Origin of the sequence: Streptomyces sp. NPDC055955, assembly GCF_042270245.1 — a bacterium.
Classification (GTDB): domain Bacteria; phylum Actinomycetota; class Actinomycetes; order Streptomycetales; family Streptomycetaceae; genus Streptomyces.
The window spans coordinates 65,020-91,051 of the sequence record NZ_JBHJYS010000021.1 but is presented as its reverse complement, the minus strand read 5'-3'; the positions used below and the strand labels follow the sequence as shown (position 1 = coordinate 91,051).

Genomic DNA, 26,032 nt, shown 5'->3' with positions numbered 1-26,032 from the left:
GGCGTCGTCCGTCACTGGACCGGGCGCACCCTCCTGCCGTACCTCACCGCCCTGGAGAACCGCGCCCTGCCGCTGACGCACGCGCGCGTGCCCCGCGACGGGCGAACCGCGTGCACCCGCGCGACGAGCGGACCGCGCGCACCCGCGAACTCCTCGACGTGCTGGGCATCGTGCACTGCCGCGACCGGCCCCCGGCCGAGCTGTCCGGGGCGTGCGGCAGCGCGTCGCCGTCGCCACGGTGAACGCAGCCCCGCGGAACCGAGCGCCTTCCACAGCTCGGAGTCCGTTCCCGTGCCGGCCGCCGCCAGGCGCTCGGGGGTCGACAGGGGAGGAGATGGAGGAGACCGGGCTGCTCGGGCTCGTGCTGATGCTGGAGGAGCAGGGTCGGACGACGGCGCAGGTGCCGTTCGCCGCCAGCTGCGCGTACGGGCGTATCGCGTGTCCTGCCGGCCGACGAGCCGACCGGCGAGGTCGCCACGGCGAGCCGCGGGGGACGTGGTCACGCCTGTGCCGCGCGAGCGAGGAGTCCGGCGCGACGGTTCCCGTCGTCACGTACGACCCGCTCGTGTCCGGCCGGGTACGCCGCGCGGCCGGACCCACGGTGGCCGCATCTCGACGGACATCTCGCGTGAACGCGGCGGAGAGGGCGAAGAGTTCACGTTTCTGGACCGGGCAAGCGGGATCCGGCTGCCGTGGGACCGCGTGGAGGGGTGTGGGTGGAGCGGTCGGGTCCGGCCCGTGGGTGAGGCGGGCCACGTGGGCGTATGGCCGGATCGCGACGGCCGCTCCGACAGCTGAACTGCGGCTCCTCCGTCACCTCTTGACGGAGGGCTGGTACGTACCTAGGGTCTGCGGCCAACACCCGTGTTCATAAAGGTACTTCACGTTCACATACAAGAACGGATGGCCCCCCACATGCCGAACACACCGGCCCCCGCCCGTCACCGGCGCAGACGACGCACCGCTCTCCTCGCCACCCTGGCGACGACCGCCACCGCACTCGTCGCCACCCTCCTCGCCGGGCCCGGCGCGGACCGCGCCGACGCCGCGCCCGCCACCTTCGCCCACCCGGGCGTCACCGTCTCCAAGAGCCAGCTCGACTTCGCCCGGGACAAGGTCGACGCCGGCGCCCAGCCCTGGAAGAGCGCGTACGACCAGATGCTGGCGAGCAAGTACGCCTCCCTCACACGTACCGCCAAACCCCGCGCCACCGTCGAGTGCGGCTCCTACTCCAACCCCAACTACGGCTGCACCGACGAGCGTGAGGACGCGATAGCCGCGTACACCGACGCCCTCGCCTGGTACATCACGCGCGACGACCGCTACGCGAAGAAGTCCATCGAGCTGATGGACGCCTGGTCGGCCACCGTCAAGGAGCACACCAACAGCAACGCGCCGCTCCAGACCGGCTGGGCCGGCTCCTCCTGGCCCAAGGCCGCCGAGATCATCAAGTACACGTACACCGGCGGCTGGGCGAACGAGGGCCGTTTCCGGACGATGCTGCGCGACGTCTACCTCCCCGAGGTCATCAACGGCTCCAACTCCAACGGCAATTGGGAGCTGTCGATGATGGAGGCCGCCGTCGGCATCTCCGTCTTCCTGGAGGACAGGACGTCGTACGACAAGGCCATGGCCAAGTTCCGTACGCGCACGGCCGCCTACGTCTACCTCGCCTCCGACGGCGACCTGCCGAAGACCGTGCCGAGCCAGAACCTCGACACCAAGGCCAAGATCGTCAGCTACTGGCAGGGACAGTCCACCTTCGTCACCGGCCTCACCCAGGAGACCTGCCGCGACTTCACGCACACCGGATACGGCATCTCCGCCATCTCCCACATCGCCGAGACCAGCCGCATCCAGGGCCAGGACCTGTACGGCACCGACGTCGGGCAGCGCCTCCAGCAGGCACTCGGCTTCCAGGCCAAGTACGAGCTGGGCGAGGCACCGCCGAGCTGGCTGTGCGGCGGTGCCGTCACGCGAGGGCTCGGCCCCGTCACCGAGGTCGGCTACAACGCGATGCACCACCGTCTCGGCAACGCCATGACGAACACCCAGAAGCTCACCGAGCAGAACCGCCCGGCGGGCTCCAACAACCTGTTCGTCGCCTGGGAGACCCTGACCCACGCCGAGAACCCCAACTGACCCCGGCCATTGCCCGGCCGGGCGCCGCGTGACCATACTGGCGCCCGGCCGGGGAACGCACGGGGGAGCGCACATGAGCGAGAGCACAGAATCGGGGACCGCCGTCCTCGACCAGGACGGCGGCGGCCCCATGGTCGTCGTCGAGGACCTGCACCGTTCCTACGGCACCGGGGCCGCCGCCGTGCACGCCCTGCGCGGCGTCTCCTTCGAGGTGCCGCGCGGCGAACTCGTCGCCCTCAAGGGCCGCTCGGGGTCCGGCAAGACGACGCTCCTCAACCTCGTCGGAGGGCTCGACGAACCCGGCGGCGGGCGCATCACCGTCGACGGACAGGACCTCTCCGGACTCGGCGAGAACGGGCTCCTGGAACTGCGCCGTGACCGCATCGGCTTCATCTTCCAGTCCTTCGGCCTGATCCCGATCCTGTCCGCCGCCGAGAACGTCGGGGTGCCGATGCGCCTGCGCAAGGCCGACCCCCGTGAACGCGAGGAGCGCGTCGAGCTGCTCCTCGCCCTCGTCGGCCTCGCCGACCACGCCAGACAGCGCCCCGGCGAACTGTCCGGCGGCCAGCAGCAGCGCGTCGCCATCGCCCGCGCGCTCGCCAACCGGCCCGCCCTCCTCATCGCCGACGAACCCACCGGCCAGCTCGACGCCGAGACCGGCCTCGCCGTCATGGAGCTGCTGCGGGCCGTCGTCCGCAGCGAACACGTCACCGCACTCGTCGCCACCCACGACGCGGCGCTGCTCGACCTCGCCGACCGGGTCCTCGAACTGCGCGACGGCGAGATCACGGAAATCACCGCGTCACGGGAGACGTCGGGGCGGCGCTGACCGAAACGCCGCCGGTGCGGCGCGGCCCGCATCAGAGTTGCGTCAAAGACGCACGTCCGCGGCCCCCTCGCCCCATTTGCCGCAATTGGTGGCCGTAGGGTCGACGCTGCGTACGACACGTGCAGCGGGAAGACAATGGGGCCATGGGACGCGGCAAGCTTCGGATCTACCTCGGTGCGGCACCGGGCGTCGGCAAGACCTACGCGATGCTGTCCGAAGGCCACCGCCGTATCGAGCGGGGCACGGACTGCGCCGTCGGCTTCGTCGAGCACCACGGCAGGCCCCGTACGGAGGTGATGCTCCACGGCCTCGAACAGATCGCCCGCAAGGAGCTGACCTACCGCGGCGCCGTCTTCACCGAGATGGACGTCGACGCCGTACTCGCCCGCCGCCCCGAAGTCGCCCTGGTGGACGAACTCGCCCACACGAACGTGCCCGGCTCGCGCAACGCCAAGCGCTGGCAGGACGTCGAGGAACTCCTCGCGGCCGGCATCGACGTCGTGTCCACCGTCAACATCCAGCACCTGGAGTCACTCGGCGACGTCGTCGAATCGATCACCGGCGTGCGCCAGCGCGAGACCGTCCCCGACGAGGTCGTGCGCCGCGCCGACCAGATCGAACTGGTCGACATGTCGCCCGAGGCGCTGCGCCGCCGCATGGCCCACGGCAACATCTACAAGCCGGACCGCATCGACGCCTCCCTCTCCAACTACTTCCGCCCCGGCAATCTCACCGCCCTGCGCGAACTGGCCCTGCTCTGGGTGGCCGACCGCGTCGACGAATACCTCCAGCAGTACCGCGGCGAACACAACATCCGCACGACCTGGCAGGCCCGCGAGCGCATCGTCGTCGGCCTGACCGGCGGACCCGAGGGCCGCACGCTCGTCAGGCGCGCGGCGCGGATGGCCGCCAAGGGGTCGGGCAGCGAGATCCTCGCCGTCTACATCGCCCGCAGCGACGGCCTCACCGCCGCCTCCCCCAAGGAACTGGCACTCCAGCGCACCCTCGTCGAGGACCTGGGCGGCACCTTCCACCACGTCATAGGGGACGACATACCGGCCGCGCTCCTGGAGTTCGCACGCGGCGTCAACGCGACCCAGATCGTGCTGGGCTCCTCGCGCCGCAAGACGTGGCAGTACATCTTCGGACCCGGTGTCGGCATGACCGTCGCCCGCGAGTCGGGCCCCGACCTCGACGTGCACATCGTCACGCACGAGGAAGTGGCCAAGGGGCGCGGCCTCCCCGTCACCCGGGGCGCGCGCCTCGGCCGCTCGCGCATCATCTGGGGCTGGCTCGTCGGCGTCGGCGGGCCCGCCCTGCTGTCCCTCGCGCTCACCCATGTCGCCACCGATCTCGGCCTCGCGAACGACATGCTCCTCTTCCTGTCGGTGACGGTGGCCGCCGCCCTCGTCGGCGGTCTCCTGCCGGCGCTGGCCTCGGCCGCCGTCGGCTCGCTCCTCCTGAACTACTACTTCACGCCGCCGCTGCACCTGTTCACCGTCGCCGACCCCAAGAACATCGTCGCCATCGTGATCTTCGTAGGAGTCGCGGTGTCGGTCGCCTCCGTCGTCGACCTCGCGGCCCGGCGTACCCACCAGGCCGCAAGGCTGCGGGCCGAGTCCGAGATCCTCTCCTTCCTCGCCGGCAGCGTCCTTCGAGGCGAGAACAGCCTCGACGCGCTGCTCGACCGGGTCCGTGAGACCTTCGCCATGGACTCAGTCGCCCTCCTCGAACGCGCGAGTGACGTCGATCCGTGGACCCGCGCGGCCAGCGTCGGCCCGCACCCCCTGGAGCGCCCCGAGGACGCGGACGTCGACATGCCGGTCGGCGACCACATGGCGCTCGCCCTGTCCGGCCGGGTGCTGCCCGCCGAGGACCGCCGCGTCCTCGCCGCCTTCGCGGCCCAGGCCGCCGTCGTCCTCGACCGCCAGCGCCTCCAGTCCGAGGCGGACCGGGCCCGCACCCTCGCGGAGGGCAACCGCATCCGCACCGCCCTGCTCGCCGCCGTCAGCCACGACCTGCGCACCCCGCTCGCCGGCATCAAGGTATCCGTCTCCTCCCTGCGCTCCGACGATGTCGCCTGGTCCGAGGAGGACCAGGCGGAACTCCTCGCCGGCATCGAGGAGGGCGCCGACCGCCTCGACCACCTCGTCGGCAACCTCCTCGACATGTCCCGCCTCCAGACCGGCACCGTCACCCCGCTGATGCGCGAGATCGATCTCGATGAGGTGGTTCCGATGGCGCTGGTGGGCGTCCCCGACGGCAGCGTCGACCTCGACATTCCGGAGAGCCTGCCCATGGTCACCGTGGACAAGGGACTCCTGGAGCGCGCCGTCGCCAATATCGTCGAGAACGCGGTCAAGTACAGCCCCGAGGACGAGACGGTCCTCGTCGCGGCCAGCACACTCGGCGACCGCGTCGAGGTGCGCGTCGTGGACCGCGGCCCCGGTGTCCCCGACACCGCGAAGGACCGCATCTTCGCCCCGTTCCAGCGCTACGGTGACGCGCCGCGCGGCGCCGGCGTGGGCCTCGGTCTCGCCGTCGCGCGCGGCTTCGTCGAGGCGATGAGCGGCACGCTCACGGCGGAGGACACCCCCGGTGGGGGGCTGACCATGGTCCTCACGCTCACCGCCGCGACCGGCCACCCGCCGGCCGGCCCCACCAGCTCAGCCATTGCTCAGAGAGGCAGGTACGCATGACCCGGGTGCTCGTGGTCGACGACGAGCCGCAGATCGTGCGCGCCCTCGTCATCAACCTGAAGGCGCGCAAGTACGAGGTGGAGGCCGCGGCCGACGGCGCGGGGGCGCTCCAGCTCGCCGCCGCGTTCCACCCCGACGTGGTCGTGCTCGACCTGGGCCTGCCCGACATGGACGGCGTCGAGGTGATCAAGGGCCTGCGCGGCTGGACCCGCGTACCGATCCTGGTGCTGTCCGCGCGGCACTCCTCCGACGAGAAGGTCGAGGCGCTCGACGCGGGCGCCGACGACTACGTCACCAAGCCGTTCGGCATGGACGAGCTCCTGGCCCGCCTGCGCGCCGCGGTCCGCCGGGCCGAGCCCACCGGCGGCGGCGAGGACGAGGGCATCGTCGACACCGACGACTTCACCGTCGACCTGGCCGCGAAGAAGGTCAACCGCGACGGCCGCGACGTGCGCCTGACCCCCACCGAGTGGCACCTCCTGGAGGTCCTGGTCCGCAACACGGGCCGCCTGGTCAGCCAGAAGCAGCTCCTCCAGGAGGTCTGGGGCCCCTCGTACGGCACCGAGACGAACTATCTGCGCGTCTACATGGCCCAGCTCCGCCGCAAACTGGAGTCGGACCCCTCCCACCCGCGGCACTTCATCACGGAGCCCGGCATGGGGTATCGCTTCGAGCGCTGACCCGCTCATCCGTTGTCCCGGCCCCCCGGTACGCTTGATTTATGAGTGCTGTCCCTCGTTCCGATACGCCGTCCGAGAAGCCGGCAGGCCGCTTCCGGCGCATGCTCGACCGGCTGTCCTCCTCCCAGGAGGACCTGGAGTCGGAAGAGCTGCGCGAGGACTCGCAGACCACGGGCTGTACCCGCATCGGGGACTGCCAGGACCGGCAGATAGTCACCGTTACTGGTACCTTGCGCACGGTCACCCTCCGACCACGCGCCGGAGTCCCGGCCCTGGAGGCGGAGCTGTTCGACGGCTCCGCGGCTCTGGACGTCGTGTGGCTCGGCCGCCGGTCCATCGTGGGCATCGAACCGGGCCGCAAGCTGATCGCTTCCGGCCGCGTCTCGATGAGCCGGGGCCGTAGGGTGCTGTTCAACCCCAAGTACGAACTCAGACCGCTCGGACGGGAGTAGCCGGTGACGTCCCTCGACAAGCCGACCGCGGATCAGGAATCCGACTCGAAGGCGGTGACCGAGGCCGCCCTCTTCGAGGCCTTCGGCGGCGTGCGGGGCTTGGTGGAGACCGTCGTTCCCGGTCTCCTCTTCGTGACCATCTTCACGATCAACAAAGACCTGCACATGTCGGCCATCGCGGCCCTCGCGGTGTCCCTGGTCCTGGTCGTGGTCCGTCTGGTCATGAAGGGCACCGTCAAACACGCCTTCAGCGGCGTCTTCGGCGTCGCCTTCGGCGTCGTCTTCGCGATGATGACGGGCAACGCCAAGGACTTCTACCTGCCCGGCATGCTCTACACGCTGGGCCTGGCCGTCGCCTACATCGTCACCACGCTGTGCGGGGTGCCGCTGATCGGCCTGATCCTGGGGCCGGTCTTCAAGGAGAACCTCTCCTGGCGCACGCGCAACCCCGGCCGCAAGAAGGCCTACGCGAAGGCCAGTTGGGCCTGGGGCCTGATCCTGCTCGCCAAGTGCGCGATCCTCTTCCCGATGTACTGGTGGGCCGACACCACGAAGTTCGGCTGGGTCCTGATCGCCCTCAAGATCCCGCCGTTCCTGCTCGCGGTCTGGCTGACCTGGGTCTTCCTGGCGAAGGCGCCCGCGCCCATCGACGTGTTCGCGGAGATGGAGGCGCAGGAGAAGGCCGAGGAGGAAGCGAAGGCCGCCCGCAAGGAGTCGGGGGCCGCGCGTCATCGCCGTGAGGTCTGAGCGGCGTCGGCGGCCGCGGGTGTGTGAGGTCTTGTCGCGCGGTGTCCCGCGCCCCTAGAAGCGAGAGGGCCCCGGAGTTTCGACTCCGGGGCCCCTCTTCGTAGCTACGGAAGAACCGTCAGCCCGCGACGTCCTCGCGGCGGACCGACAGCAGGTCCTCGAGCTGTTCCTCGCGTGCCTGGGCCGCCACGAACAGCAGCTCGTCGCCCGCCTCCAGCGAGTCCTCCTGGGACGGGGCCAGGACGCGGGTCCCGCGGATGATCGTCACCAGGGACGTGTCCTCGGGCCACTGGACGTCGCCCACGCGCACGCCGGCCAGCGCCGACTCGGGCGGCAGCGTCAGCTCCACCAGGTTCGCGTCGCCGTGGCTGAAGCGCAGCAGGCGGACCAGGTCGCCCACGCTCACCGCCTCCTCGACGAGCGCGGACATGAGGCGCGGCGTGGAGACCGCGACATCGACGCCCCACGACTCGTTGAAGAGCCACTCGTTCTTCGGGTTGTTCACACGGGCGACGACCCGCGGGACCCCGTACTCGGTCTTCGCGAGCAGCGAGACGACGAGGTTGACCTTGTCGTCGCCGGTGGCCGCGATGACCACGTTGCAGCGCTGGAGCGCCGCCTCGTCCAGGGACGTGATCTCACAGGCGTCGGCGAGCAGCCACTCCGCCTGCGGGACGCGCTCGACCGAGATGGCGGTCGGCGCCTTGTCGATGAGAAGGACCTCGTGTCCGTTCTCCAGGAGCTCACCGGCGATGGACCGGCCCACCGCGCCCGCTCCGGCAATGGCGACCCTCATCAGTGACCGCCCTCCTCTTCAGGGCCCTCGGCGAACGCCGCTTCGACCTTCTCGACGTCGTCGGTGCGCATCATCACGTGCACCAGGTCGCCCTCCTGCAGGACCGTCTGCGACGTGGGCAGGATCGCCTCGCCGAGCCGGGTGAGGAACGCGACCCGGACGCCGGTCTCCTCCTGGAGCCGGCTGATCTTGTGGCCCACCCACGCGACCGAGGCGTGCACCTCGGCGAGCTGGACGCCCCCGGTGGGGTCGCGCCACAGCGGCTCGGCGCCGGAGGGCAGGAGCCTGCGCAGCATCTGGTCCGCGGTCCACCGCACCGTCGCGACGGTCGGGATGCCCAGGCGCTGGTAGACCTCGGCGCGACGCGGGTCGTAGATGCGGGCCGCGACGTTCTCGATGCCGAACATCTCGCGGGCCACGCGGGCGGCGATGATGTTCGAGTTGTCACCGCTGGAGACGGCCGCGAACGCGCCGGCCTCCTCGATCCCCGCCTCGCGCAGGGTGTCCTGGTCGAATCCGACCCCGGTGACGCGGCGGCCGCCGAAGCCGGAGCCCAGCCGGCGGAACGCCGTGGGGTCCTGGTCGATGACCGCTACCGTGTGCCCCTGTTGCTCAAGGTTCTGGGCCAGGGCTGAACCCACCCGGCCGCACCCCATGATGACGATGTGCACCGGCCGCTACCCCGCACTCCCGGTCGCCCCGATGACCTGCGAAAACATCTCGCTCACTCTTCTCTCTCAGTCTGCCGGGCAACTAGAGGCAATCGCGTGCCGCGTTGCCAGGAGACGAGCTTAAGCCGCATGGCCTCCGTTGCCTGCATCCGCGTAGCCGGAAGCTTGATCAGCTGCGCCGCGCGCGGCCCCTGCCCGCGATCTCGGCCGCGTCCCGCCTGAACGCCCACTTCATCTCCGGTTCCATCGCGAAGCGGAAGAGGCGCTGCACGGGCGGGGTGCACAGGCTGGTGATGAGAGCGGCGGCGACCAGCGTGACGGTGATCTCGCCGAGCGGGGTGTGCAGCCGGTCGAGGTCGTACCAGTCCCAGAAGCGGGAGCCCTTGGCGACGAACCCGTGCAGCAGGTAGCCGTACAGGGTGCCTGCGCCGAGTGCCGTGAACCACGTCCTGCGGCGCGGGACCCAGGCGAAGAAGCACGCGACGAGGACGACGGAGCAGCCGAACATGGCGAGCGTCATGACGGCGCCCGACCAGCCGGGGGCGCCGAGTTCCTGTGCGCTGTCACGGCGGTAGAACCAGGCGGCGTTCATGCGCGGGGCCGCCCAGTACGCGAACAGCAGGGCGGCCGCGAAGACGGGGACGGCCAGGATCCGCGCCTCGCGCCGGCGTACGAGCTGGAAGTGCTCCGGCTTGAGGACGAGGCCGAGCACGAAGAAGGGGAGGAACTGCAGGACGCGCTGGAGGTCGAGGTCGTCGCCGATGTCGGGGGAGACGGAGGCGAGTACGGCGATGGCCAGCGCGAGTGGCACCGGCCAGCGGACGATCTTCCACAGCGGGGTGGTGAGCCGCCACACGAACAGGGCGACCAGGAACCAGGTCAGGTACCAGGGGTCGAGCAGGCTGATCGGGTACGTCGGGTCGTCGTTCGCCCAGCGTTTGAAGAAGGTGTACGCGACCTCGAAGATCACGTACGGCACCGCGACCCCGGTCACCAGGCGCTTGAGGCGTCCCGGGCTCGCGTCGAAGCTGCGGGAGAAGTAGCCGGAGATGACGATGAACGCCGGCATGTGGAAGGTGTAGACGGTGATGTAGAGGGCGGCCGCCGCCCGGCTGTCGCCGCGCAGGGGCTCCCAGGCGTGACCCATCGCGACGAGGACGATGGCCAGGTACTTGGCGTTGTCGAAGAACGCGTCGCGCGGCTTGGCCGGCTGCCGGTCCGGCTTCTCCGCGGCCGTCTGCTGCCTGCCGGGCATCTCCGCGGCCGTCTGATACTCGTCCGGTTTCCGCGCGGCCGTCTGCTGCCTGCCGGGCTTCCCCGCGACCGCCTGGCACTCGTCCGGCTTCTCCGCGGTCGTCCGACGCTCGTCCGGTTTCTCCGTGGCCGCGCGCTGCCCGTCCGGTTTGTCGGCGGCCCGCCCGTGCGTCGTCGGCGGCTTCTCCGGCGGGGGCGCAGCGGGCTCGGACGCGGGTGCCGGCAACGGCGCGGTGCGGCCACCCTGAGGTGTGACCGGCCGCTGCGCGGGGAGGTGGCTGCGGGACATCTCCCGCACCGTATCCACCCCTTCTCTCCCGCGTAAACCCGGACCACAGCGGCGTTACGGGCGTCACAGTGCCCACCTAGACTGGGGTCCTCCTTGGCCCGGTGAGCCGAAGCGGATGTGGAAGAGGACGACGACGGTGGTGACGCGCGTACGCGACTTCGATGACCGGCCCGCCTTCGACGATCCGCCCGCCGAGGTCATCGCGGAGGCGGCCGGCGCGTTCGGACTGCTCGCCTCATCGGCCAGGCTGCACATCGTGTGGGCCCTCGCCCAGGGTGAGAGCGATGTCACAGGCCTCGCCGAACGGGTGGGCGGCGCACTGCCCGCCGTGAGCCAGCACCTGACCAAGCTGAAGCTCGCCGGGCTCGTGCGATCCCGGCGCGAGGGGCGCCGCCAGGTCTACTTCGTGGACGACCCGGACATCGTCGCCGTGGTGCGGCTGCTGGTGGGCCGGCTCGCCGAGCGGGCCGACCCGAACCCGGCCCGCCGGCTGCGCGGGGCCGGAGCCTAGGGACTTTCGTCGGAGGAGGCCGGGGGATGGCGGAGCGGGGCGGGCAGGCCAGGAGCAGGCCTTGGCTCTGGGGGGCGGTGCTGCTCGTCCTCCTGGTGGCCTGGGCGTGCGGGCGGTCGGGGGGCACGGGCGCGGACGGGACCGGTGGAGCCGCGGGGGCTTCGGGCAAGCCGACCGCGTCCGCCCGCTCCTCGCGAACGCCCACGACCCCCACGCCGAGGCCCGGCCCCAGCGCCTCCAGCAGCTCGACCACTCCCTCGGGCACGTACGACCCGGCGGCCTACGCCCCGCAGGTCCGGGCCCGCGCCGCCGAGGCCGGCGTCAGCCCGCGGCTCCTCATGGCGATCCTCTACAACGAGTCGTACAAACCCCACGACCCCGCCCTGGAACGCGCCTGGCAGCGCTACAAGCCGGGCGCTGCCTTCGGGATCGCCGACATGCACCGCGCTGCGTTCGACGAGACCAAGCGGGGCCGGGCCTTCGCGGGGCGCCGATGGGAGGAGTTGCCCGACGACCGGGACCTGGCCGTGCGCGCGGCCGCCTGGTACCTCCACGACCTGGCGCGGCAACTGCCCGCGCATCCCTCGGGCCCCTACGACAAGGACGAGTTGCTCGCCCTCGGCTACAACACGGGCGCGGGGAACATGCGGGCCTTCGCGCGCGGCGCGACGCCCGGGAGCCAGGCCGCCGACTATCTGGACCGGCTGCGTTCGAACTGGGAGAAGGCGGGGCGAGCCGTCGCCCGGACCGGCGGCTGAGGCCGAAAGCCCTCGCCGGGACCGCCCGGTGCGAGGCCCGGCGTGCGGCCTTGTGTGAGGTTCCGGTGCACTTGGGGGGTGGTGGGTGGGCGGCCCCCCGTTCGAACGCTTACGATCCTCTGCGTGTCCAAACTGACCGACGTGCCCAAACGGATCTTGATCGGGCGCGCTCTGCGCAGCGACCGGCTCGGAGAAACGCTCCTGCCGAAGCGCATCGCCCTCCCCGTTTTCGCCTCCGACCCGCTGTCCTCCGTGGCCTATGCGCCGGGAGAGGTGTTGCTGGTCCTGTCCATCGCGGGCGTGTCGGCGTACCACTTCAGCCCCTGGATCGCTGTCGCGGTCGTGGTGCTGATGTTCACCGTGGTCGCCTCCTACCGCCAGAACGTCCACGCGTACCCGAGCGGCGGCGGTGACTACGAGGTCGCGACCACGAACCTCGGCCCCAAGGCCGGCCTCACCGTCGCGAGCGCCCTCCTCGTCGACTACGTCCTCACCGTCGCCGTGTCGATCGCCTCCGGCATCGAGAACCTCGGCTCGGCGATCCCGTTCGTCGTCGAGCACAAGGTCCTGTGCGCCGTCCTGGTCATCGTCCTGCTCACGCTGATGAACCTGCGCGGCGTGAAGGAGTCCGGGAAACTCTTCGCCATCCCGACCTACGTCTTCGTGGCCGGCGTCTTCATCATGATCGCGTGGGGCGCGTTCCGCGGGCTCGTCCTCGGCGACACCATGCAGGCGCCCACCGCCGACTTCCACATCAAGGCCGAACACCAGGGGCTCGCGGGCTTCGCCCTCGTCTTCCTGCTGCTGCGCGCGTTCTCCTCGGGCTGTGCCGCGCTCACCGGTGTCGAGGCGATCAGCAACGGCGTACCGGCGTTCCGCAAGCCGAAGTCGAAGAACGCGGCGACCACGCTCGCGGCGATGGGCCTGCTGGCCGTGACCATGTTCTGCGGCATCATCGCCCTGGCCATGTCGACCAACGTCCGCATGGCCGAGAACCCGGCGACCGACCTGATCCACAACGGCGTCGCGGTCGGCGAGAGCTACGTCCAGAACCCGGTGATCTCCCAGGTCGCCGAGGCCGTCTTCGGCAAGGGCAGCTTCCTCTTCATCATCCTGGCCGCGGCCACCGCGCTGGTCCTCTTCCTCGCGGCCAACACCGCGTACAACGGCTTCCCGCTCCTCGGCTCGATCCTCGCCCAGGACCGCTACCTGCCGCGCCAGCTGCACACCCGCGGCGACCGCCTCGCGTTCTCGAACGGCATCGTGCTCCTGGCCGGCGCCGCGGCGCTCCTCGTCGTCATCTACGGCGCCGACTCGACGCGCCTGATCCAGCTGTACATCGTCGGTGTGTTCGTCTCCTTCACGCTGAGCCAGACCGGCATGGTCCGGCACTGGAACCGCCATCTGCGCACCGAGAAGGACCAGGCCAAGCGCCGCCACATGGTCCGCTCGCGCGCCATCAACACCTTCGGCGCGTTCTTCACCGGCCTCGTGCTCGTCGTCGTCCTCGTCACGAAGTTCACGCACGGGGCCTGGGTCGCCCTCCTCGGCATGTGCATCTTCTACGCGACGATGACCGCGATCCGTAAGCACTACGACCGCGTGGCCGAGGAGATCCAGGCCCCCGAGACGCCGACCGACGACAGCGTCAGGCCGTCCCGCGTCCACTCGATCGTCCTCGTCTCCAAGATCCACCGCCCGACGCTGCGCGCCCTCGCCTACGCGAAGCTCATGCGCAGCGACACCCTCGAGGCGCTCAGCGTGAACGTCGACCCGGCCGAGACGAAGGCACTGCGCGAGGAGTGGGAGCGGCGCGGCATCGACGTACCGCTCAAGGTCCTCGACTCGCCCTACCGCGAGATCACCCGGCCGATCATCGAGTACGTCAAGGGCCTGCGCCGCGAGTCGCCCCGCGACGCGGTCAGCGTGATCATCCCCGAGTACGTGGTCGGCCACTGGTACGAGCACCTGCTCCACAACCAGTCCGCCCTGCGGCTCAAGGGCCGCCTCCTGTTCACCCCCGGCATCATGGTCACCTCGGTGCCCTACCAGCTGGAGTCCTCCGAGGCCGCCAAGAAGCGGGCCCGCAGGCGCCAGGACTGGAACGCGCCGGGTGCCGTGCGCCGCGGCCCGGTCGAGAAGCGCCCGAAGGAGCCCTCGAACAAGGGCTGACCCCCCTCGGCTCTCGTGTGGCGAGCGGCCGGATCACACCCACGTAGACTGGTGGGCTGTTGTCCGGCCGTTCGCCGTGTCCCTTGCTCTCTTACGTTGTGGAGTCCCCCGCCATGCAGGCAGAACCGAAGAAGTCGCTGGTCGGGGAGGAGTACGAGGTCGAGATCGGCCCCGTCGCCCACGGCGGCCACTGCATCGCCCGCACAGACGAGGGCCAGGTCCTGTTCGTCCGGCACGCGCTGCCCGGCGAGAAGGTCGTGGCCCGCGTCACGGACGGCGAGGAAGGCGCCCGCTTCCTGCGCGCCGACGCGGTCACCGTCATCGAGGCGTCCAAGGACCGCGTCGAGGCGCCCTGCCCCTACGCCGGCCCCGGCCGCTGCGGCGGCTGCGACTGGCAGCACGCCAAGCCGGGCGCGCAGCGCCGCCTCAAGGGCGAGGTCATCACCGAGCAGCTCCAGCGCCTCGCGGGCCTCACGCCCGAGGAGGCCGGCTGGGACGGCACGGTCATGCCGGCCGAGGGCGACAAGCTCCCGGCGGGCGAGGTCCCGCAGTGGCGCACGCGCGTGCAGTACGCGGTCGACCCCGACACCGGGAAGGCCGGCCTGCGCCGCCACCGCTCGCACGAGGTCGAGCCGGTCGAGCACTGCATGATCGCGGCGCCGGGCGTCAGCGAACTCGGCATCGAGAAGCGCGACTGGACGGGCATGGAGTCCATCGAGGCGATCGCGGCCACGGGCTCCCAGGACCGCCAGGTCATCCTGACCCCGCGCCCCGGCGCGCGCCTGCCCCTGGTCGAACTCGACAAGCCGGTCTCCGTGCTGCGCGTCGACGAGAAGGACGGCGGCATCCACCGGGTCCACGGCCGCGGGTTCGTCCGCGAGCGCGCCGACGGCCGCACGCACCGCGTCGGCAGCGGCGGCTTCTGGCAGGTGCACCCGCAGGCGGCGGACACGCTGGTCAAGGCCGTCATGCAGGGACTGCTGCCCCGCAAGGGCGAGATGGCGCTCGACCTGTACTGCGGCGTCGGCCTCTTCGCCGGCGCGATCGCGGACCGCATCGGCGACCAGGGCGCGGTGCTCGGCATCGAGTCCGGCAAGCGCGCGGTCGAGGACGCCCGCCACAACCTGGCCGCGTTCGACCGCGTCCGCATCGAACAGGGCAAGGTCGAGTCGGTCCTCCCGCGCACGGGCATCACCGAGGTCGACCTGATCGTCCTGGACCCGCCGCGCGCGGGCGCGGGCAAGAAGACGGTGGAGCACCTGGCGTCTTTGGGCGCGCGGCGTATCGCTTACGTGGCGTGCGACCCGGCGGCACTTGCCCGGGACCTGGCGTACTTCCGCGACAGCGGCTACAAGGTCCGGACGCTGCGGGCGTTCGACCTGTTCCCGATGACGCACCACGTGGAGTGCGTGGCGATCCTGGAGCCGGTGAAGAAGGACGCCTGACCTGAGGTTCGGCACATGTGCGGCGGCCCCGCGGACCGAACCGTCGCGGGGCCTGCCTGAGGGTGGCCGGTGTGCGGCAGCGGCATGCCCCGCGTTCCCCGTCGAGGACCCGCCCCCGCGCGCACGGCCGGAAAGGCTGGGATCCTTGGGGTGAGAGGGTCCATGACTCGACCCCTGACAGGCAGCGGTGGTGAGCGCCGTGGCGGAGATTCACGAGCATGATCCTGGGCGGGTCGATCCACGTGTTCCGTGCGTGGATCCTCTGGGGGGCTCGTTTCTCCGCACGCGGATCGCCCTGCCGACGCGACCCGCCGCCTACCTGCGGCGGCAGCGGCTCGACCGGCACCTCGACGAGGCACTTCGGACGCGGCTGACCCTGATCAACGGAGCGGCGGGCGCGGGCAAGACCCTGCTGGCCGCCGACTGGGCCGCTGGTCTGCCGCAGCCGGTCGCCTGGCTCACCGCTGAGGACGAGGACCGGCAGCCCGGGGTGTTCTGGGCGTACGTCCTGGAGGCTCTGCGCGCGTGCGGCGCGCCGGTCTCCGGCACCGTCGGGATCCCCCTGGAGGCGGCCCGAGTGGACCGCAGGCTGCTGGCTGCGCTCGCCGCCGACCTGGACGCGCGCGACCGGCCGGTGACCGTCGTGATCGACGAGTTCGACCGCGTGACCACTCCCGAGGTCGCGGAGCAGCTGGAATTCGTCCTGCGCCACGCCGGGCAGGGCATGCGCCTGGTCCTCGTCACCCGCACCGAACCCCTGCTGCCGCTGCACCGCTACCGGGCGGCCGGCGAGCTGACGGAGCTGCGCGGCGCCGAGCTGGCCTTCACTCCCGAGGAGGCCGTCCCGCTCCTGGAACTGCACGGTCTGCGCGTGCCAGTGGACGTCGCGCGCGGCCTGGTGGACCGCACCCGGGGCTGGGCCGCCGGCCTGTGCCTGTGCGCCCTGGCCGCGCGGGAGAGCGCGGCCCCGGAGCTCTACCTGAAGGAGTTCGAGGCGGACCGCAGCGCGGTCGCGGACTTCCTGCTGGCCGAGGTGCTCAAGCGGCAGCCGGAGGAGACACAGGATCTCCTGCTGCGCGTCAGCGTCCTCCCGCGATTCCGTCCTGATCTGGCGAACGCGCTGACCGGACGGACCGACGCCGAGTCCCTGCTCGTCGAGCTGCACCGCGCGAACGCGTTCGTCGAGGACCTCGGGCACTCGTGGTACCGGCTCCACCCGCTGTTCGGGGAGATACTCCGGGCCCACCTGCGGGTCCGCCTGCCGGGGCTGGAGCCCGAGCTCCACCGGCGTGCCGCGCTGTGGCTGCGCCGTTCCGGATCCCTGGCGGAGACACTCGCTCACGGCGCCGCCTCCGGCGACTGGGGTCTCACCGCCGGCGCCCTCGTCGACGACCTGGCGATCGGACAGCTCTTCACCGGCCTGCGCTCGGGTGACCTCGACCAGTTGTTCTCCGGGATGGACCCCGAGGCCACCGGTCCCGCGACGGAACTCGTCCGGGCGGCCCGCGATCTGTCCCGGTGCGACGCCGAGCGCGGTCTGTCCCATCTGCGCCGGGCCGAGGAGCAGCTTGCCGCCGACCCGCATGCCGACCCGCACACCGGGGCGGCCGCCCGGCTGAGCTGTGCGCTGCTGGAGACGCTGGCCGCCCGGCTGACCGGTTCTCCCGAGCAGGCCGAGGAGGCCGCGAGGGCGGCTGCCCGGCTCCGGCCGGAGGTCCCGGAGCACCTCTTGGACCGGCATCCCGAACTCCACGCGCTCCTCATGACCCACCTCGGCTCCGCCCGCCTGTGGGCCGGGCGCTTCGAGGACGCGCGTGCCGCCCTGACCAGCGTGGCGGGCACCCATGGCGAGGCGTCGACCGTGCTGCCCCGGGAGGAGTCGCTGGGGCACCTGGCGCTGATCGACCACCTGAACGGCTGGACCGACAGGGCGGAGCGCAAGGCTCTCGCGGGCGCCTCCGAGGCGGAGAGGTTCCGGCTGCCCGAGCCGGGCGTCTCGGGTGCCGGCACGGGCATCGGGTTGCTGGTGCTGGCCGCCGTGGCCGTGGACCGCGACGAGCTGAGCCGGGCGCAGACCCTTCTCGACGAGTCGGCCCCACTCCCCTCCGCGAAGCACGATCCGGTGATCGCCGCGGTCCGGGCCGTCACCACGGCGCGTCTCCTGCTGATCCAGGGGCATGCTCGAGCCGCCGTGGAGGCGGCGGACCCAGGCATCCGTGTCCGTGTGGCCTCTCCTTGGGCGGCGGGCCAGGAGGCGCTGGTCGCCTCGGCCGCGCAGCTGGCCGAAGGACGGCCTCGGGCGGCCGCCGAGGTGCTCCAGGACGTCACCGGCGACCAGCCGGCCTGCGCGGTGGAAGCCGCGCGGATGCTGCTCGCCGCGGGCCGCCCGGAAGAGGCCGTCGTTCTGCTCGACAGCATCGACACCGGGGGCCGGATAGGGCCGGCGGTGACCGTCCGGGCAGCGCTGGTCAGGGCCCAGGTCGCGCAGGAAGCGGGGGACGACGCCACAGCGCGCAGGCTCGTCGCGCAGGCGCTCCTCGGCGCACGGCGCGAGCGGCTTCGCAGGCCCTTCCTCGACGCGCGGCCGTGGATCCGGCCTCTGCTGTCCACCGCGCCGCTCCAGGAGCTGGCCGCGGACTGGCTCACGCCCGCTCCGTCGCGTCCTGGTGAACCGGCCACGGTCGACGCGCGGCCCGCCGCCCTCGTCGCGGGGGAGCTGAGCGGACGCGAGCGGGACGTGCTGGAGCGGCTGGCCCGGATGATGTCGACCGAGGAGATCGCCGCTGACCTCTACGTGTCGGTGAACACGGTGAAGACCCACCTCAAGAGCGTCTACCGGAAGCTGGCCGTGAACCGGCGCAACGACGCGGTGCGCCGCGCGCGCGAGCTCGGACTGGTGTGAACGGTCGCCGGCGGCCGGCTCGAACCGCCGGCCCGCCGCGAGCGCAGTACCTCCCCCGTGGCGGGTGAGGCGCGGCGCGGGCACCTCGGCTGCGATGGGAGGGGCGGCAGCGCCGGACTGTCGCCGTGAAGGGTCGAGACCGTCACAGGCTCCTGCGCCACGGCGCGGCTCGACGGCCTGAGGCGGCGAGCCTCGCCACCGGCGGCATCACCCTCCTCACCTGCCTGGCCGCACCCCGCCCGCCGGCCGGCCGCCGGAGCCGCCCCCGCCCGCAGAACACCGACGCTCCGGCCGGGGCGAGGACCGGCCGGAGGGGGCCGATCCCGAGGAGGCACGCGTGTCCCGAACCACCGGACCCGTCACGGGCGGACCGGACAGAGCCGAGCGCCGAGCACGTGCCGACTACACCGGCGGCGTCTACGGATCCCTGCTCGCGGCCTCCGTGGTCGTCGGCGCCGGCGCACTGGGCTCCTTTCCCCGCGCGGAGCTGGTGCTGCTGCTGTTGCTCACCGGCGTGGTCTTCTGGATCGCGCACGTACACGCGCAGCTGTTCGGAGCGCGGCTGGCGCGGCGGAAGGCACTGGACCGCCGGACCGTGCTGCGTGTGTGCCGCGACGAGTGGCCGATCGTCGACGCGGCCGTCCCGCCCGCCGCCGCGGTGGCCGTCAGCCCTCTTCTCGGGCTGGACGTGAAGGGCGCGCTCTGGCTGGCGCTGTCGGTCGCCGTGGCCGGGCAGGTGGGCTGGTCCGTGGCCGCGGCCCGCCGGGCCGGTGCCCCCCGGCGTCTCATGGCCGGCACCGCCCTGGTCAACCTGATGCTCGGTCTGCTGATCATCACTTTCAAGATCGTCCTGAAGCACTGAGCCGGATCGCCGTACGCCGATGAAGGCGGGTCACCTGTACCGGGTGAGGCCCGGCCGGGCGCGGAGGCGGAGGCTCGCAGGTGAGGGTGCCGCCCATCCGCCCCACGCTGCTCGCGGGAGAAATGCCCATGCGTTACGAGATCCGCGTCGAGGGACACATGTCGGAAACGCTGACCAAGGCCTTCCCGGAGCTGGGCCACGTGATGATGGCCGGCCAGACGCTCCTGTTCGGGCCCGTGGTGGACGATGCGCACCTGTACGGGCTGCTGGCCCGCCTCCAGTCGCTGGGACTACGGGTGCTGGAGATGCGGCAGTTGCCGGAGGGCCGGGCCGACTGATCGGAGGCGCTCCGGCAGCCTGCTTGTGCGGCGCCGGGGAGGCGGTGGATCGGTTCGTCGGGGTCGTGGTCCTTCCTCCGCCGGGCCGGGCCGGGCCAGGTCGGGTCGGGCCCGGCCGCGTGGGGTGCGGACGCCACCACGTCGGGTCGGGTGGGGTCGGGCCGCGTGGCGTGCGGACGCCCCCCGTTCCACAGTTCCACACCTCATCGCCCTGGTGGCGCCGCCGGATCACCCGCCGTGGGTGACCCGGCGGGCTGCGGCGCGCGGGACGCTGAAGCTGTCAGGTCCCCGCGGACCGCCGGGCCGTTCGGCGGTCCGGGAGCGACCCGCTCGATCATGCGAGGAGGAGCCATGACCATGCCGCGTGGTCCGGCGCCGGAGAACGGACCGGAACCCCCTGCCGGCGGGGCGGGCCCCCGGCCGGTCGACGATCCCGCCGACGCACTGGGGCGCCTGGGCCGCTCATGGACCTGGATCCTGGGTTCGGCGGTCGTCACGCTGGTGCCCGGCATCCTGATCCTGGTCTGGCCGGCGGAGACACTGCACGTCCTGGCGGTCCTCATCGGCCTGTACCTGCTGGTCATGGGGGTGTTCCGGTTCGTGGCGGTCTTCGCGCGGGACGAGCACGGCGAACGGCTGTCGGGACTGCTCATCGCCGTGCTGTTCCTCCTGGCCGGAGTGCTGTGCCTGCGGAACCCGCTGCAGACCATCACCGCGCTCTCGCTGATCGTCGGCGTCGTCTGGCTCGTGTCCGGCGTCCTCACCCTCTACACCGCCATCGCCGCCAAGGACCTGCCCCACCGCGGCGTGCTCGTGGGCGTCGCGGTGCTCGGCATCGTCGCGGGAATCGTCGTACTGGCCCTGCCCGCCGAGTCGGCACAAGCCCTGACCCGGCTGCTCGGCCTGTGGCTCGTCCTGCTCGGCCTGGCCGAGGCGGCGGTCGCCCTCGCCTGGCGGTCCGCGCTTCGGAAGGCGGGCGTCACGGGCTCGTCCGGCCGGGCCCCGACGGCCTGACACCCCACCCACCGGGTTCACCCCCGTCGGGTGAGGCGACCCGGTCCCCGTCGGCCCACGCTGAAGACGGCAGGAAAAGGCGGCTGGGCGAGCGCCCGGGACGGAGAAGAGACATGAACGCGCAGACGTACCTGGCGTACGACTATCCCCTGATGAGCGTCTTCTGGAGCATGCTCTGGTTCTTCCTGTGGATCATGTGGTTCGTCCTGCTCTTCCGCGTCATCGGCGACATCTTCCGCGACGACGAGATGAGCGGCTGGGGGAAGGCCGGCTGGCTGGTGCTCACCATCTTCCTGCCCTTCCTGGGCGTCTTCGTCTACATGATCGCCCGCGGCAAGAACATGGGCCGCAGGGAGATCGCGCAGGCCCGTGAGCAGCAGAAGGCCTTCGACAGCTACATCAGGAAGACCGCGGGCGCCACGGACCGGCCCAGCAGCGTCGACGAGCTGGCCAGGCTGTCCGAGATCCGCGCGCGCGGCGACATCACGGAGGAGGAGTTCAGCAAGGCGAAGCAACTGGTGCTGGCCGGCCACGGTCCGGACGAATCCCCGGGTGCCCCGGGTACCGACACCGCCTCCGGCTCCCAAGGCTCCTCCGGTTCCTGAAGCTCCGGACGCTGAGCGCGCGCCGGACGAACACGAAATGAGGCACCACCATGACCGCGACACACTCGCAGCCGGCCGACTCGACGAAGCAGGCGTGGGCGGGCGGCCTGACGATCTTCGGCGGCATCATGCTCATGCTCGTCGGTGTGCTCGGTATCTGCCGGGGCATCATGGGGATCGCCAAGGACGACATCTTCGTCACCACACGCAACTACGTCTTCCAGTTCGACCTGACCGGCTGGGGCTGGGTCCACCTCGTCCTGGGCGTGATCGCGGTGATCATCAGTTTCGGGCTGCTCCGGACCGCGACGTGGGCACGCGTCGGCGGCGTGGTCATCGCGGGGCTCGTCATCATCGCCAACTTCCTCTCCCTGCCGTACTACCCGATCTGGTCGGTCGTGCTGATCGCGATCTCGGGTTTCGTCATCTGGGCGCTGTGCGTGGTCCGGAAAGACGGGTCCGACTGGTTCTAGGGCGCGCACGTCACGGCGTGTGAGTGAGGCAGAGGGAACCTGCAGGAGTCGAGGCGTTGCCCGTGGCCCGGTCAGCGCCTCGACTCCTGCCGTCGCACGAACGCCCGGGCGGGCTGCGCGAGGCGGTCTCCACCTCGCCGTCACGTCGAGGTCCGGTTCGCCGGCCGGGACCGCCAGGGCCTGTCGTTCGGATCATGCCGTGCTCGCGGGTGCCGGTACCGCGCCGCGCGGCGTTGTCGTCGGTCGCCGACGTTCCGTCTGGGACCCTTCCTCCGCCGTGCGACGCCCGGCGCCGGCACCCGCTCCCTGATCCGGCCTGATCCAGACGAAAGGCCCTGGACCGACGCCGGGGCAGCGGGGGTCCTCGCCGGGCGGGATGACATCCGCGGTGTCGTCCGGCCTGGCGGGGGAGCGCCCGGGTTCATGCGCTGTTCGACCTCGGTGTGCTCCGGGCGGCCCGCGAGGCCGCCCCGCTCGTCCGGATACGGGGGTGCGGTCGTAGAACGTCGTAGAACTCGGCCGGTTCATGCAGGCGCCACACGTGCCCCACTCCTTGTCCCGTACGGCGATGGCGCGGTCCACGAGTCCGGGACGCTCGTGCTGGAGCACGGCCTTCAAGACGTGGGGGAAACCGGCGCTCTCCCTCTGCGGCTCCTCTTCGACGGGCGAGCCGCTTTCGGTGGGCGCGTAGGTGTGATGACACGCCGAGGCTTGCCGTACGGGGAGGCGACTGCGGCCGGAGGTGGCGGTGCGCCTCGACGCCGGCCGGTTCCAGGGCCGGCGCGCAGCTGGTCGGGGAGGAAGAAGACGAACTTCGGCCGCTTGCGGGGCATGGTCCGTGCTCCTTCGCGTCGCCCGATCGTTAAAACCATACGGTGAGTGGTTTTTGGGCGCAAGGGGCCTGCGTGGGCGGCCGCGGGCTCGCGTTCGCCCCGCCGCTTGGCGCATTGACGTTCTTCGGCTGGCGCATTGACGTCTAGAAACCGATCACAATATGGTTTTCGGGCGTGGAAGAGCCTGCCGGCGGAGCGTGCCGTCCGGCTGCCGCATGACACCTCGCCGGGAGACGTCTGCCGCCCGGCCCTCCAGACGGAGAGAACAGCATGAGGATTTCCGCCCGCACAGGGGCATTGACGGCTGGTGCCACGGCTCTGTCCCTGGTACTCACGGGCTGTGGCACGGGCGGCGGTTCCGCCACGGCCGGCTCGGCGGAACTCGACATCGCCACCCTCACGAACGCCCAGAGCCTTGACCCGGCGACCGCGCTCGGCAGCGCCCTGCCGTATTTCCAGGCGGTCTACGACACCCTCATCAAGAGGGCCCCCGACGGCACGTACAAGCCGATGCTCGCCACCAAGTGGTCCTACGACAAGAGCCGGACCAAGCTCTCCCTCACCCTGCGGGACGGGGTGAGGTTCAGCGACGGGGCCGCCTTCGACGCGCAGGCGGTCAAGGCCAACCTGGAGCACTTCAAGGGCGGCGGAGGCGGCGGGGCGAAGTACCTCGCCGCGCTCAAGAGCGTCGAGGTGGCCGACGCGACGCACGTGACGCTGGAGCTGGCGAGTCCCGACCCGGGGATGCTCTTCTATCTGAGCGACGCGGCCGGCCTGATGGCGAGCCCGAAGAAGCTGGCCGGCGGCTCCCTCAAGACGAAGCCGGTGGGGACCGGCCCCTACACTCTCGACGAGGCCAAGACGGCGATCGGCTCCAGGTACGTCTTCGACCGCAAGAAGGACTACTGGGGCGAGGAACTCCCGTACAAGACCCTGACGATCAGTGTCTTCGACAACGAGACGGCCGTCGTCAACGGCCTCAAGACGGGCCAGCTCGACAGTGCTGTCCTCCAGGACGCGAATCAGCAGGCGTCCATCGAACCCGACACGAATCTCACCAAGTCCGAGCACAGTTTCGACTTCCAGGGGCTTCTGCTCTTCGACCGCGGGGGCGTGCGGACACCGCAGCTGAAGGACGCGAGGGTGCGACAGGCCCTCAACTACGCGCTGGACCGCGAGACGATGCTCAAGAAGATCCGCGACGGCCGTGGCGAGATCACGGACCAGGTCTTCGGTCCCGAGACGAAGGCGTACGACAAGCGCCTGGACACCTACTACTCCCACGACCCGGCCAAGGCCAGGAAGCTGCTCGCGCAGGCCGGTTACGCGAAGGGCTTCACGCTGAAGCTGCCGCGGATGTCCGCCATCGTCAACGACGCCCTGGCCTCGTCGATCGAGGCCGACTTCAAGGCCGTGGGAGTCAAGGTCGAGTGGGATCAGCTCGACGGCGCCACCGCCCTGCAGAAGATCTTCCAGGAGAAGGCCTACTCCGGCATGGTCATGAACATCGGCCAGTCCTCCGTCGACTGGGTGACCGTGAACGACCTCGTGGTGCCGGGGGCGTTCAACCCCTTCGCCACCAGCGACCCGACCGTGAAGAAGCTGCTTCCGCAGGTCCAGGCGGCCAGTGGCACCAAGGCGGGCGACGACGCGTCGCGCGCGCTCAACAGGCACCTGGTCGAGGAGGGGTGGTTCGCCCCCTTCTACCGGGCGTCCTTCCTGTTGGTGTCGAGCAAGGACGTGAAGGTCGTGCCGCAGTCCGGGATGGCCGTGCCGTCGATCTACGACTACACGCCCGCCACGTCCTGAACCGAGTGACGAGAAGGGGGCGCCTCCACCGTGGTCCGCGGTGGAGGCGCCCCCTCTCTTTCTTTCGTGCGGTCATGTCCAGGGAACGTCCTCGGCGGCGAAGTGGACGAGACCGCGCTCGCGCCAGAGCGGCGCGTGGCGCGCGATGCGCCCGCGGTACTCGGCCCATAGGGGAGGCCGGCCCGACCAGGCCGTCTCGGCGGCCGAGCCGAGCCGCGGCAGGAGCAGCGTCGTGAGGTCGTCGATGCCCCGCAGAGTCTCGCCGAACAGGGTCGCCTCGACGCCCGCGACGGACTCGTCGGGGATGCCGTGAGAGGCCGGGTCCCAGGACGCCGTGTGCCGGACGTCGCGCGGGAGGTAGTGGGGGAAGCCGAGGCGGGCCGCTGCCTCCGCCTGGGCGGCAGGTGTCACCTCGGCCGAGTAGCGCCGGTCGAGGTACAGGTGGGACTGGGGGGAGAGCAGCAGCCGGCCGCCGCCCGCGAGGACACGCTCGACGTCGTGGTCGGACGGGGCGAAGAAGGTCCTGAGCGCCGAGGCGATCTCCATCGTCATGCCGGACGCGGCCAGTTCGGGCCGGGCGGCGAGTTCCTCGGCGGAGTCCGGGAGATCCATCATCGGCACGTCGACCCAGAACTGCGCGATGTCCTCGGGCCCGCAGCCGGCCCGTGACGACTCCTGCCACGCCACCGGACGCTTGCCGAACTTCCGGGTGACACCGCGCAGTTCGTGCACCGCGACCTTGAAGGCGTCGGCCGTGATGCCCACGGCTTCGTCGCACCCGATGTGCACGAACGGGCCGTCCGTGAGGGCGCACACGTCGGCGAGGACGGCGGAGACCGCGGAGTGCGTGGCCGCGTCGGCGAGGTCGAGCGGGGGCACGAACGGGAAGCGGTCCGCCAGCCCTTCGGGGGCGGGAGCGGGCGGGAGGTCCGGGAGCGCGGCCCGCAGAGCCGCGCAGTGACCCGGGAGGTCGATCTCGGGGACGATCGTGACGAAGCGCCGCGCCGCGTACGCCTGGAGATCCCGGTACTCCTGTGCCGAGTAGAAGTCCGGTGTTCCTGACGCGTCCGCCGTTGTCCGAGGCGTGTCAGGGCCGGCCGTCAGCGCGGGGAGCGACGGCACCGCGAGGCGCCAGCCCTCGTTGTCGGTGAGGTGCAGATGCAGCACGTTCAGCTTGTAGAGGGCGGCGAGGTCGATGATCCGGCGCACCTCGCCGGGCGTGACGAAGCTGCGCGCCGGGTCGATCAGGAGGCCGCGCCACGCGTAGTGGGGCGAGTCCCGCAGTTGCAGGGCCTCGATCGCGCCGTCGGGCGGTGTCGTCAGGAGCAGTTGGGCGGCGCTCGTCGCCGCGCGGAAGACGCCTTCGGGCGTGCGCGCCCGGCAGGTGATCCTGTCGGCCCCGACGGTGAGGGCATAGGCCTCGTCGGCCGGTTCCGCCGTGCCGGCCGGCGCGACTCCGACGGTCCTTGCGGGCGGGACGCCGGTCGCGTCGAGGGTCAGGACGATCTCGTTGCTGCGTCCTCGCGGGGCGCCGTCGGGCAGCAGCCGCGAGCCGAGGTGCGGTGTCAGCAGCGCCCGTACGGTGTCGGCGACCTCGCTCAAGGAGTGGTCGGCCCGGACGCGCCAGGGCCCTGCGACCGCAGGCGATCCGGCGCCGTGTTGAGCGGCTTGCCCGGCCGGGCTGGGGATGACGGCGTTCATGAAGTCCTCCACCGGCAGGTCCGAAGGCCCGGGGGTCCGGTCACCGGTTC

General features: G+C 71.4%; 22 protein-coding genes and 1 pseudogene. 19 read left to right on the top strand and 4 right to left on the bottom strand.

What is annotated here, in order from left to right; genetic code table 11:
- Positions 1-110 precede the first annotated feature (110 nt).
- The 8 genes and pseudogenes from ACFC96_RS33800 to ACFC96_RS33765 all read left to right on the top strand — a co-directional run bounded on the left by ACFC96_RS33800 (position 111) and on the right by ACFC96_RS33765 (position 7,549).
- Positions 111-242: a hypothetical protein gene (locus ACFC96_RS33800; protein ID WP_376615744.1), complete on the top strand. Its 132-nt coding sequence runs from the start codon at positions 111-113 to the stop codon at positions 240-242.
- A gap of 95 nt (positions 243-337) precedes the next feature.
- Positions 338-475 (top strand): annotated as a pseudogene (locus tag ACFC96_RS33795) (acyl-CoA dehydrogenase); the annotation flags it as partial.
- 440 nt (positions 476-915) lie between these two features.
- Entirely contained in the window at positions 916-2,142 is a 1,227-nt protein-coding gene (locus ACFC96_RS33790) for an alginate lyase family protein (RefSeq protein WP_376615742.1), read from the top strand.
- Positions 2,143-2,215: 73 nt separating this feature from the next.
- Positions 2,216-2,971 (top strand): ABC transporter ATP-binding protein, encoded by a 756-nt coding sequence (locus ACFC96_RS33785; RefSeq protein WP_376615740.1) that lies wholly within the window; start codon positions 2,216-2,218, stop codon positions 2,969-2,971.
- Positions 2,972-3,114: 143 nt separating this feature from the next.
- Positions 3,115-5,670, top strand: a complete 2,556-nt coding sequence (locus ACFC96_RS33780; RefSeq protein WP_376615738.1) for an ATP-binding protein — start codon at positions 3,115-3,117, stop codon at positions 5,668-5,670.
- A complete protein-coding gene (locus tag ACFC96_RS33775; RefSeq protein ID WP_266558987.1) occupies positions 5,667-6,350 on the top strand; it encodes a response regulator in 684 nt (227 codons plus the stop codon). The genes ACFC96_RS33780 and ACFC96_RS33775 overlap by 4 nt, the downstream gene beginning before the upstream one ends.
- A gap of 41 nt (positions 6,351-6,391) precedes the next feature.
- Positions 6,392-6,802, top strand: coding sequence for an OB-fold nucleic acid binding domain-containing protein (locus ACFC96_RS33770; RefSeq protein ID WP_100591174.1), 411 nt, complete (start codon positions 6,392-6,394; stop codon positions 6,800-6,802).
- A 3-nt stretch (positions 6,803-6,805) separates the two neighbouring features.
- On the top strand, positions 6,806-7,549 hold the full coding sequence (locus ACFC96_RS33765; RefSeq protein ID WP_376250873.1) for a DUF3159 domain-containing protein: 744 nt from the start codon (positions 6,806-6,808) through the stop codon (positions 7,547-7,549).
- Positions 7,550-7,667: 118 nt separating this feature from the next.
- Here ACFC96_RS33765 and ACFC96_RS33760 read toward each other — a convergent pair whose 3' ends face one another.
- The 3 genes from ACFC96_RS33760 to ACFC96_RS33750 form a co-directional block, all read right to left on the bottom strand.
- Positions 7,668-8,345 (bottom strand): potassium channel family protein, encoded by a 678-nt coding sequence (locus ACFC96_RS33760; RefSeq protein ID WP_376250875.1) that lies wholly within the window; start codon positions 8,343-8,345, stop codon positions 7,668-7,670.
- A complete protein-coding gene (locus ACFC96_RS33755) occupies positions 8,345-9,016 on the bottom strand; it encodes a TrkA family potassium uptake protein (RefSeq protein ID WP_266674957.1) in 672 nt (223 codons plus the stop codon). The genes ACFC96_RS33760 and ACFC96_RS33755 overlap by 1 nt, the downstream gene beginning before the upstream one ends.
- A gap of 169 nt (positions 9,017-9,185) precedes the next feature.
- Positions 9,186-10,271, bottom strand: a complete 1,086-nt coding sequence (locus ACFC96_RS33750; protein ID WP_376615830.1) for an acyltransferase family protein — start codon at positions 10,269-10,271, stop codon at positions 9,186-9,188.
- A 427-nt stretch (positions 10,272-10,698) separates the two neighbouring features.
- Between ACFC96_RS33750 and ACFC96_RS33745 the strand changes: the two genes are divergently transcribed.
- From ACFC96_RS33745 to ACFC96_RS33695, 11 genes are all read left to right on the top strand, one after another.
- Positions 10,699-11,070 carry an ArsR/SmtB family transcription factor gene (locus ACFC96_RS33745; protein WP_376252050.1) on the top strand — a complete coding sequence of 124 codons (372 nt, stop codon included), beginning with the start codon at positions 10,699-10,701 and terminating at the stop codon, positions 11,068-11,070.
- Between the two features lie 26 nt (positions 11,071-11,096).
- Entirely contained in the window at positions 11,097-11,828 is a 732-nt protein-coding gene (locus ACFC96_RS33740) for a transglycosylase SLT domain-containing protein (RefSeq protein ID WP_376250877.1), read from the top strand.
- Positions 11,829-11,951: 123 nt separating this feature from the next.
- Positions 11,952-14,000, top strand: a complete 2,049-nt coding sequence (locus ACFC96_RS33735) for an APC family permease (protein WP_376250879.1) — start codon at positions 11,952-11,954, stop codon at positions 13,998-14,000.
- Positions 14,001-14,113: 113 nt separating this feature from the next.
- Entirely contained in the window at positions 14,114-15,445 is a 1,332-nt protein-coding gene (locus ACFC96_RS33730; protein ID WP_376250881.1) for a class I SAM-dependent RNA methyltransferase, read from the top strand.
- Positions 15,446-15,644: 199 nt separating this feature from the next.
- Positions 15,645-18,347 (top strand): LuxR C-terminal-related transcriptional regulator, encoded by a 2,703-nt coding sequence (locus ACFC96_RS33725; protein ID WP_376615736.1) that lies wholly within the window; start codon positions 15,645-15,647, stop codon positions 18,345-18,347.
- A gap of 337 nt (positions 18,348-18,684) precedes the next feature.
- Positions 18,685-19,209, top strand: a complete 525-nt coding sequence (locus ACFC96_RS33720) for a hypothetical protein (RefSeq protein WP_376250885.1) — start codon at positions 18,685-18,687, stop codon at positions 19,207-19,209.
- Positions 19,210-19,337: 128 nt separating this feature from the next.
- Positions 19,338-19,547: a hypothetical protein gene (locus ACFC96_RS33715; RefSeq protein ID WP_376250887.1), complete on the top strand. Its 210-nt coding sequence runs from the start codon at positions 19,338-19,340 to the stop codon at positions 19,545-19,547.
- A 351-nt stretch (positions 19,548-19,898) separates the two neighbouring features.
- Positions 19,899-20,561 (top strand): HdeD family acid-resistance protein, encoded by a 663-nt coding sequence (locus tag ACFC96_RS33710; RefSeq protein WP_376250888.1) that lies wholly within the window; start codon positions 19,899-19,901, stop codon positions 20,559-20,561.
- 113 nt (positions 20,562-20,674) lie between these two features.
- Positions 20,675-21,166: a PLDc N-terminal domain-containing protein gene (locus tag ACFC96_RS33705; RefSeq protein ID WP_376250890.1), complete on the top strand. Its 492-nt coding sequence runs from the start codon at positions 20,675-20,677 to the stop codon at positions 21,164-21,166.
- 50 nt (positions 21,167-21,216) lie between these two features.
- A complete protein-coding gene (locus ACFC96_RS33700) occupies positions 21,217-21,639 on the top strand; it encodes a hypothetical protein (protein ID WP_376615734.1) in 423 nt (140 codons plus the stop codon).
- A 1,103-nt stretch (positions 21,640-22,742) separates the two neighbouring features.
- On the top strand, positions 22,743-24,281 hold the full coding sequence (locus ACFC96_RS33695; protein WP_376250894.1) for an ABC transporter substrate-binding protein: 1,539 nt from the start codon (positions 22,743-22,745) through the stop codon (positions 24,279-24,281).
- A gap of 72 nt (positions 24,282-24,353) precedes the next feature.
- Here the strand turns inward: ACFC96_RS33695 and ACFC96_RS33690 are convergent, their stop codons facing one another.
- Positions 24,354-25,982, bottom strand: coding sequence for a family 20 glycosylhydrolase (locus tag ACFC96_RS33690; RefSeq protein WP_376250896.1), 1,629 nt, complete (start codon positions 25,980-25,982; stop codon positions 24,354-24,356).
- Between the last annotated feature and the right edge of the window lie 50 nt (positions 25,983-26,032).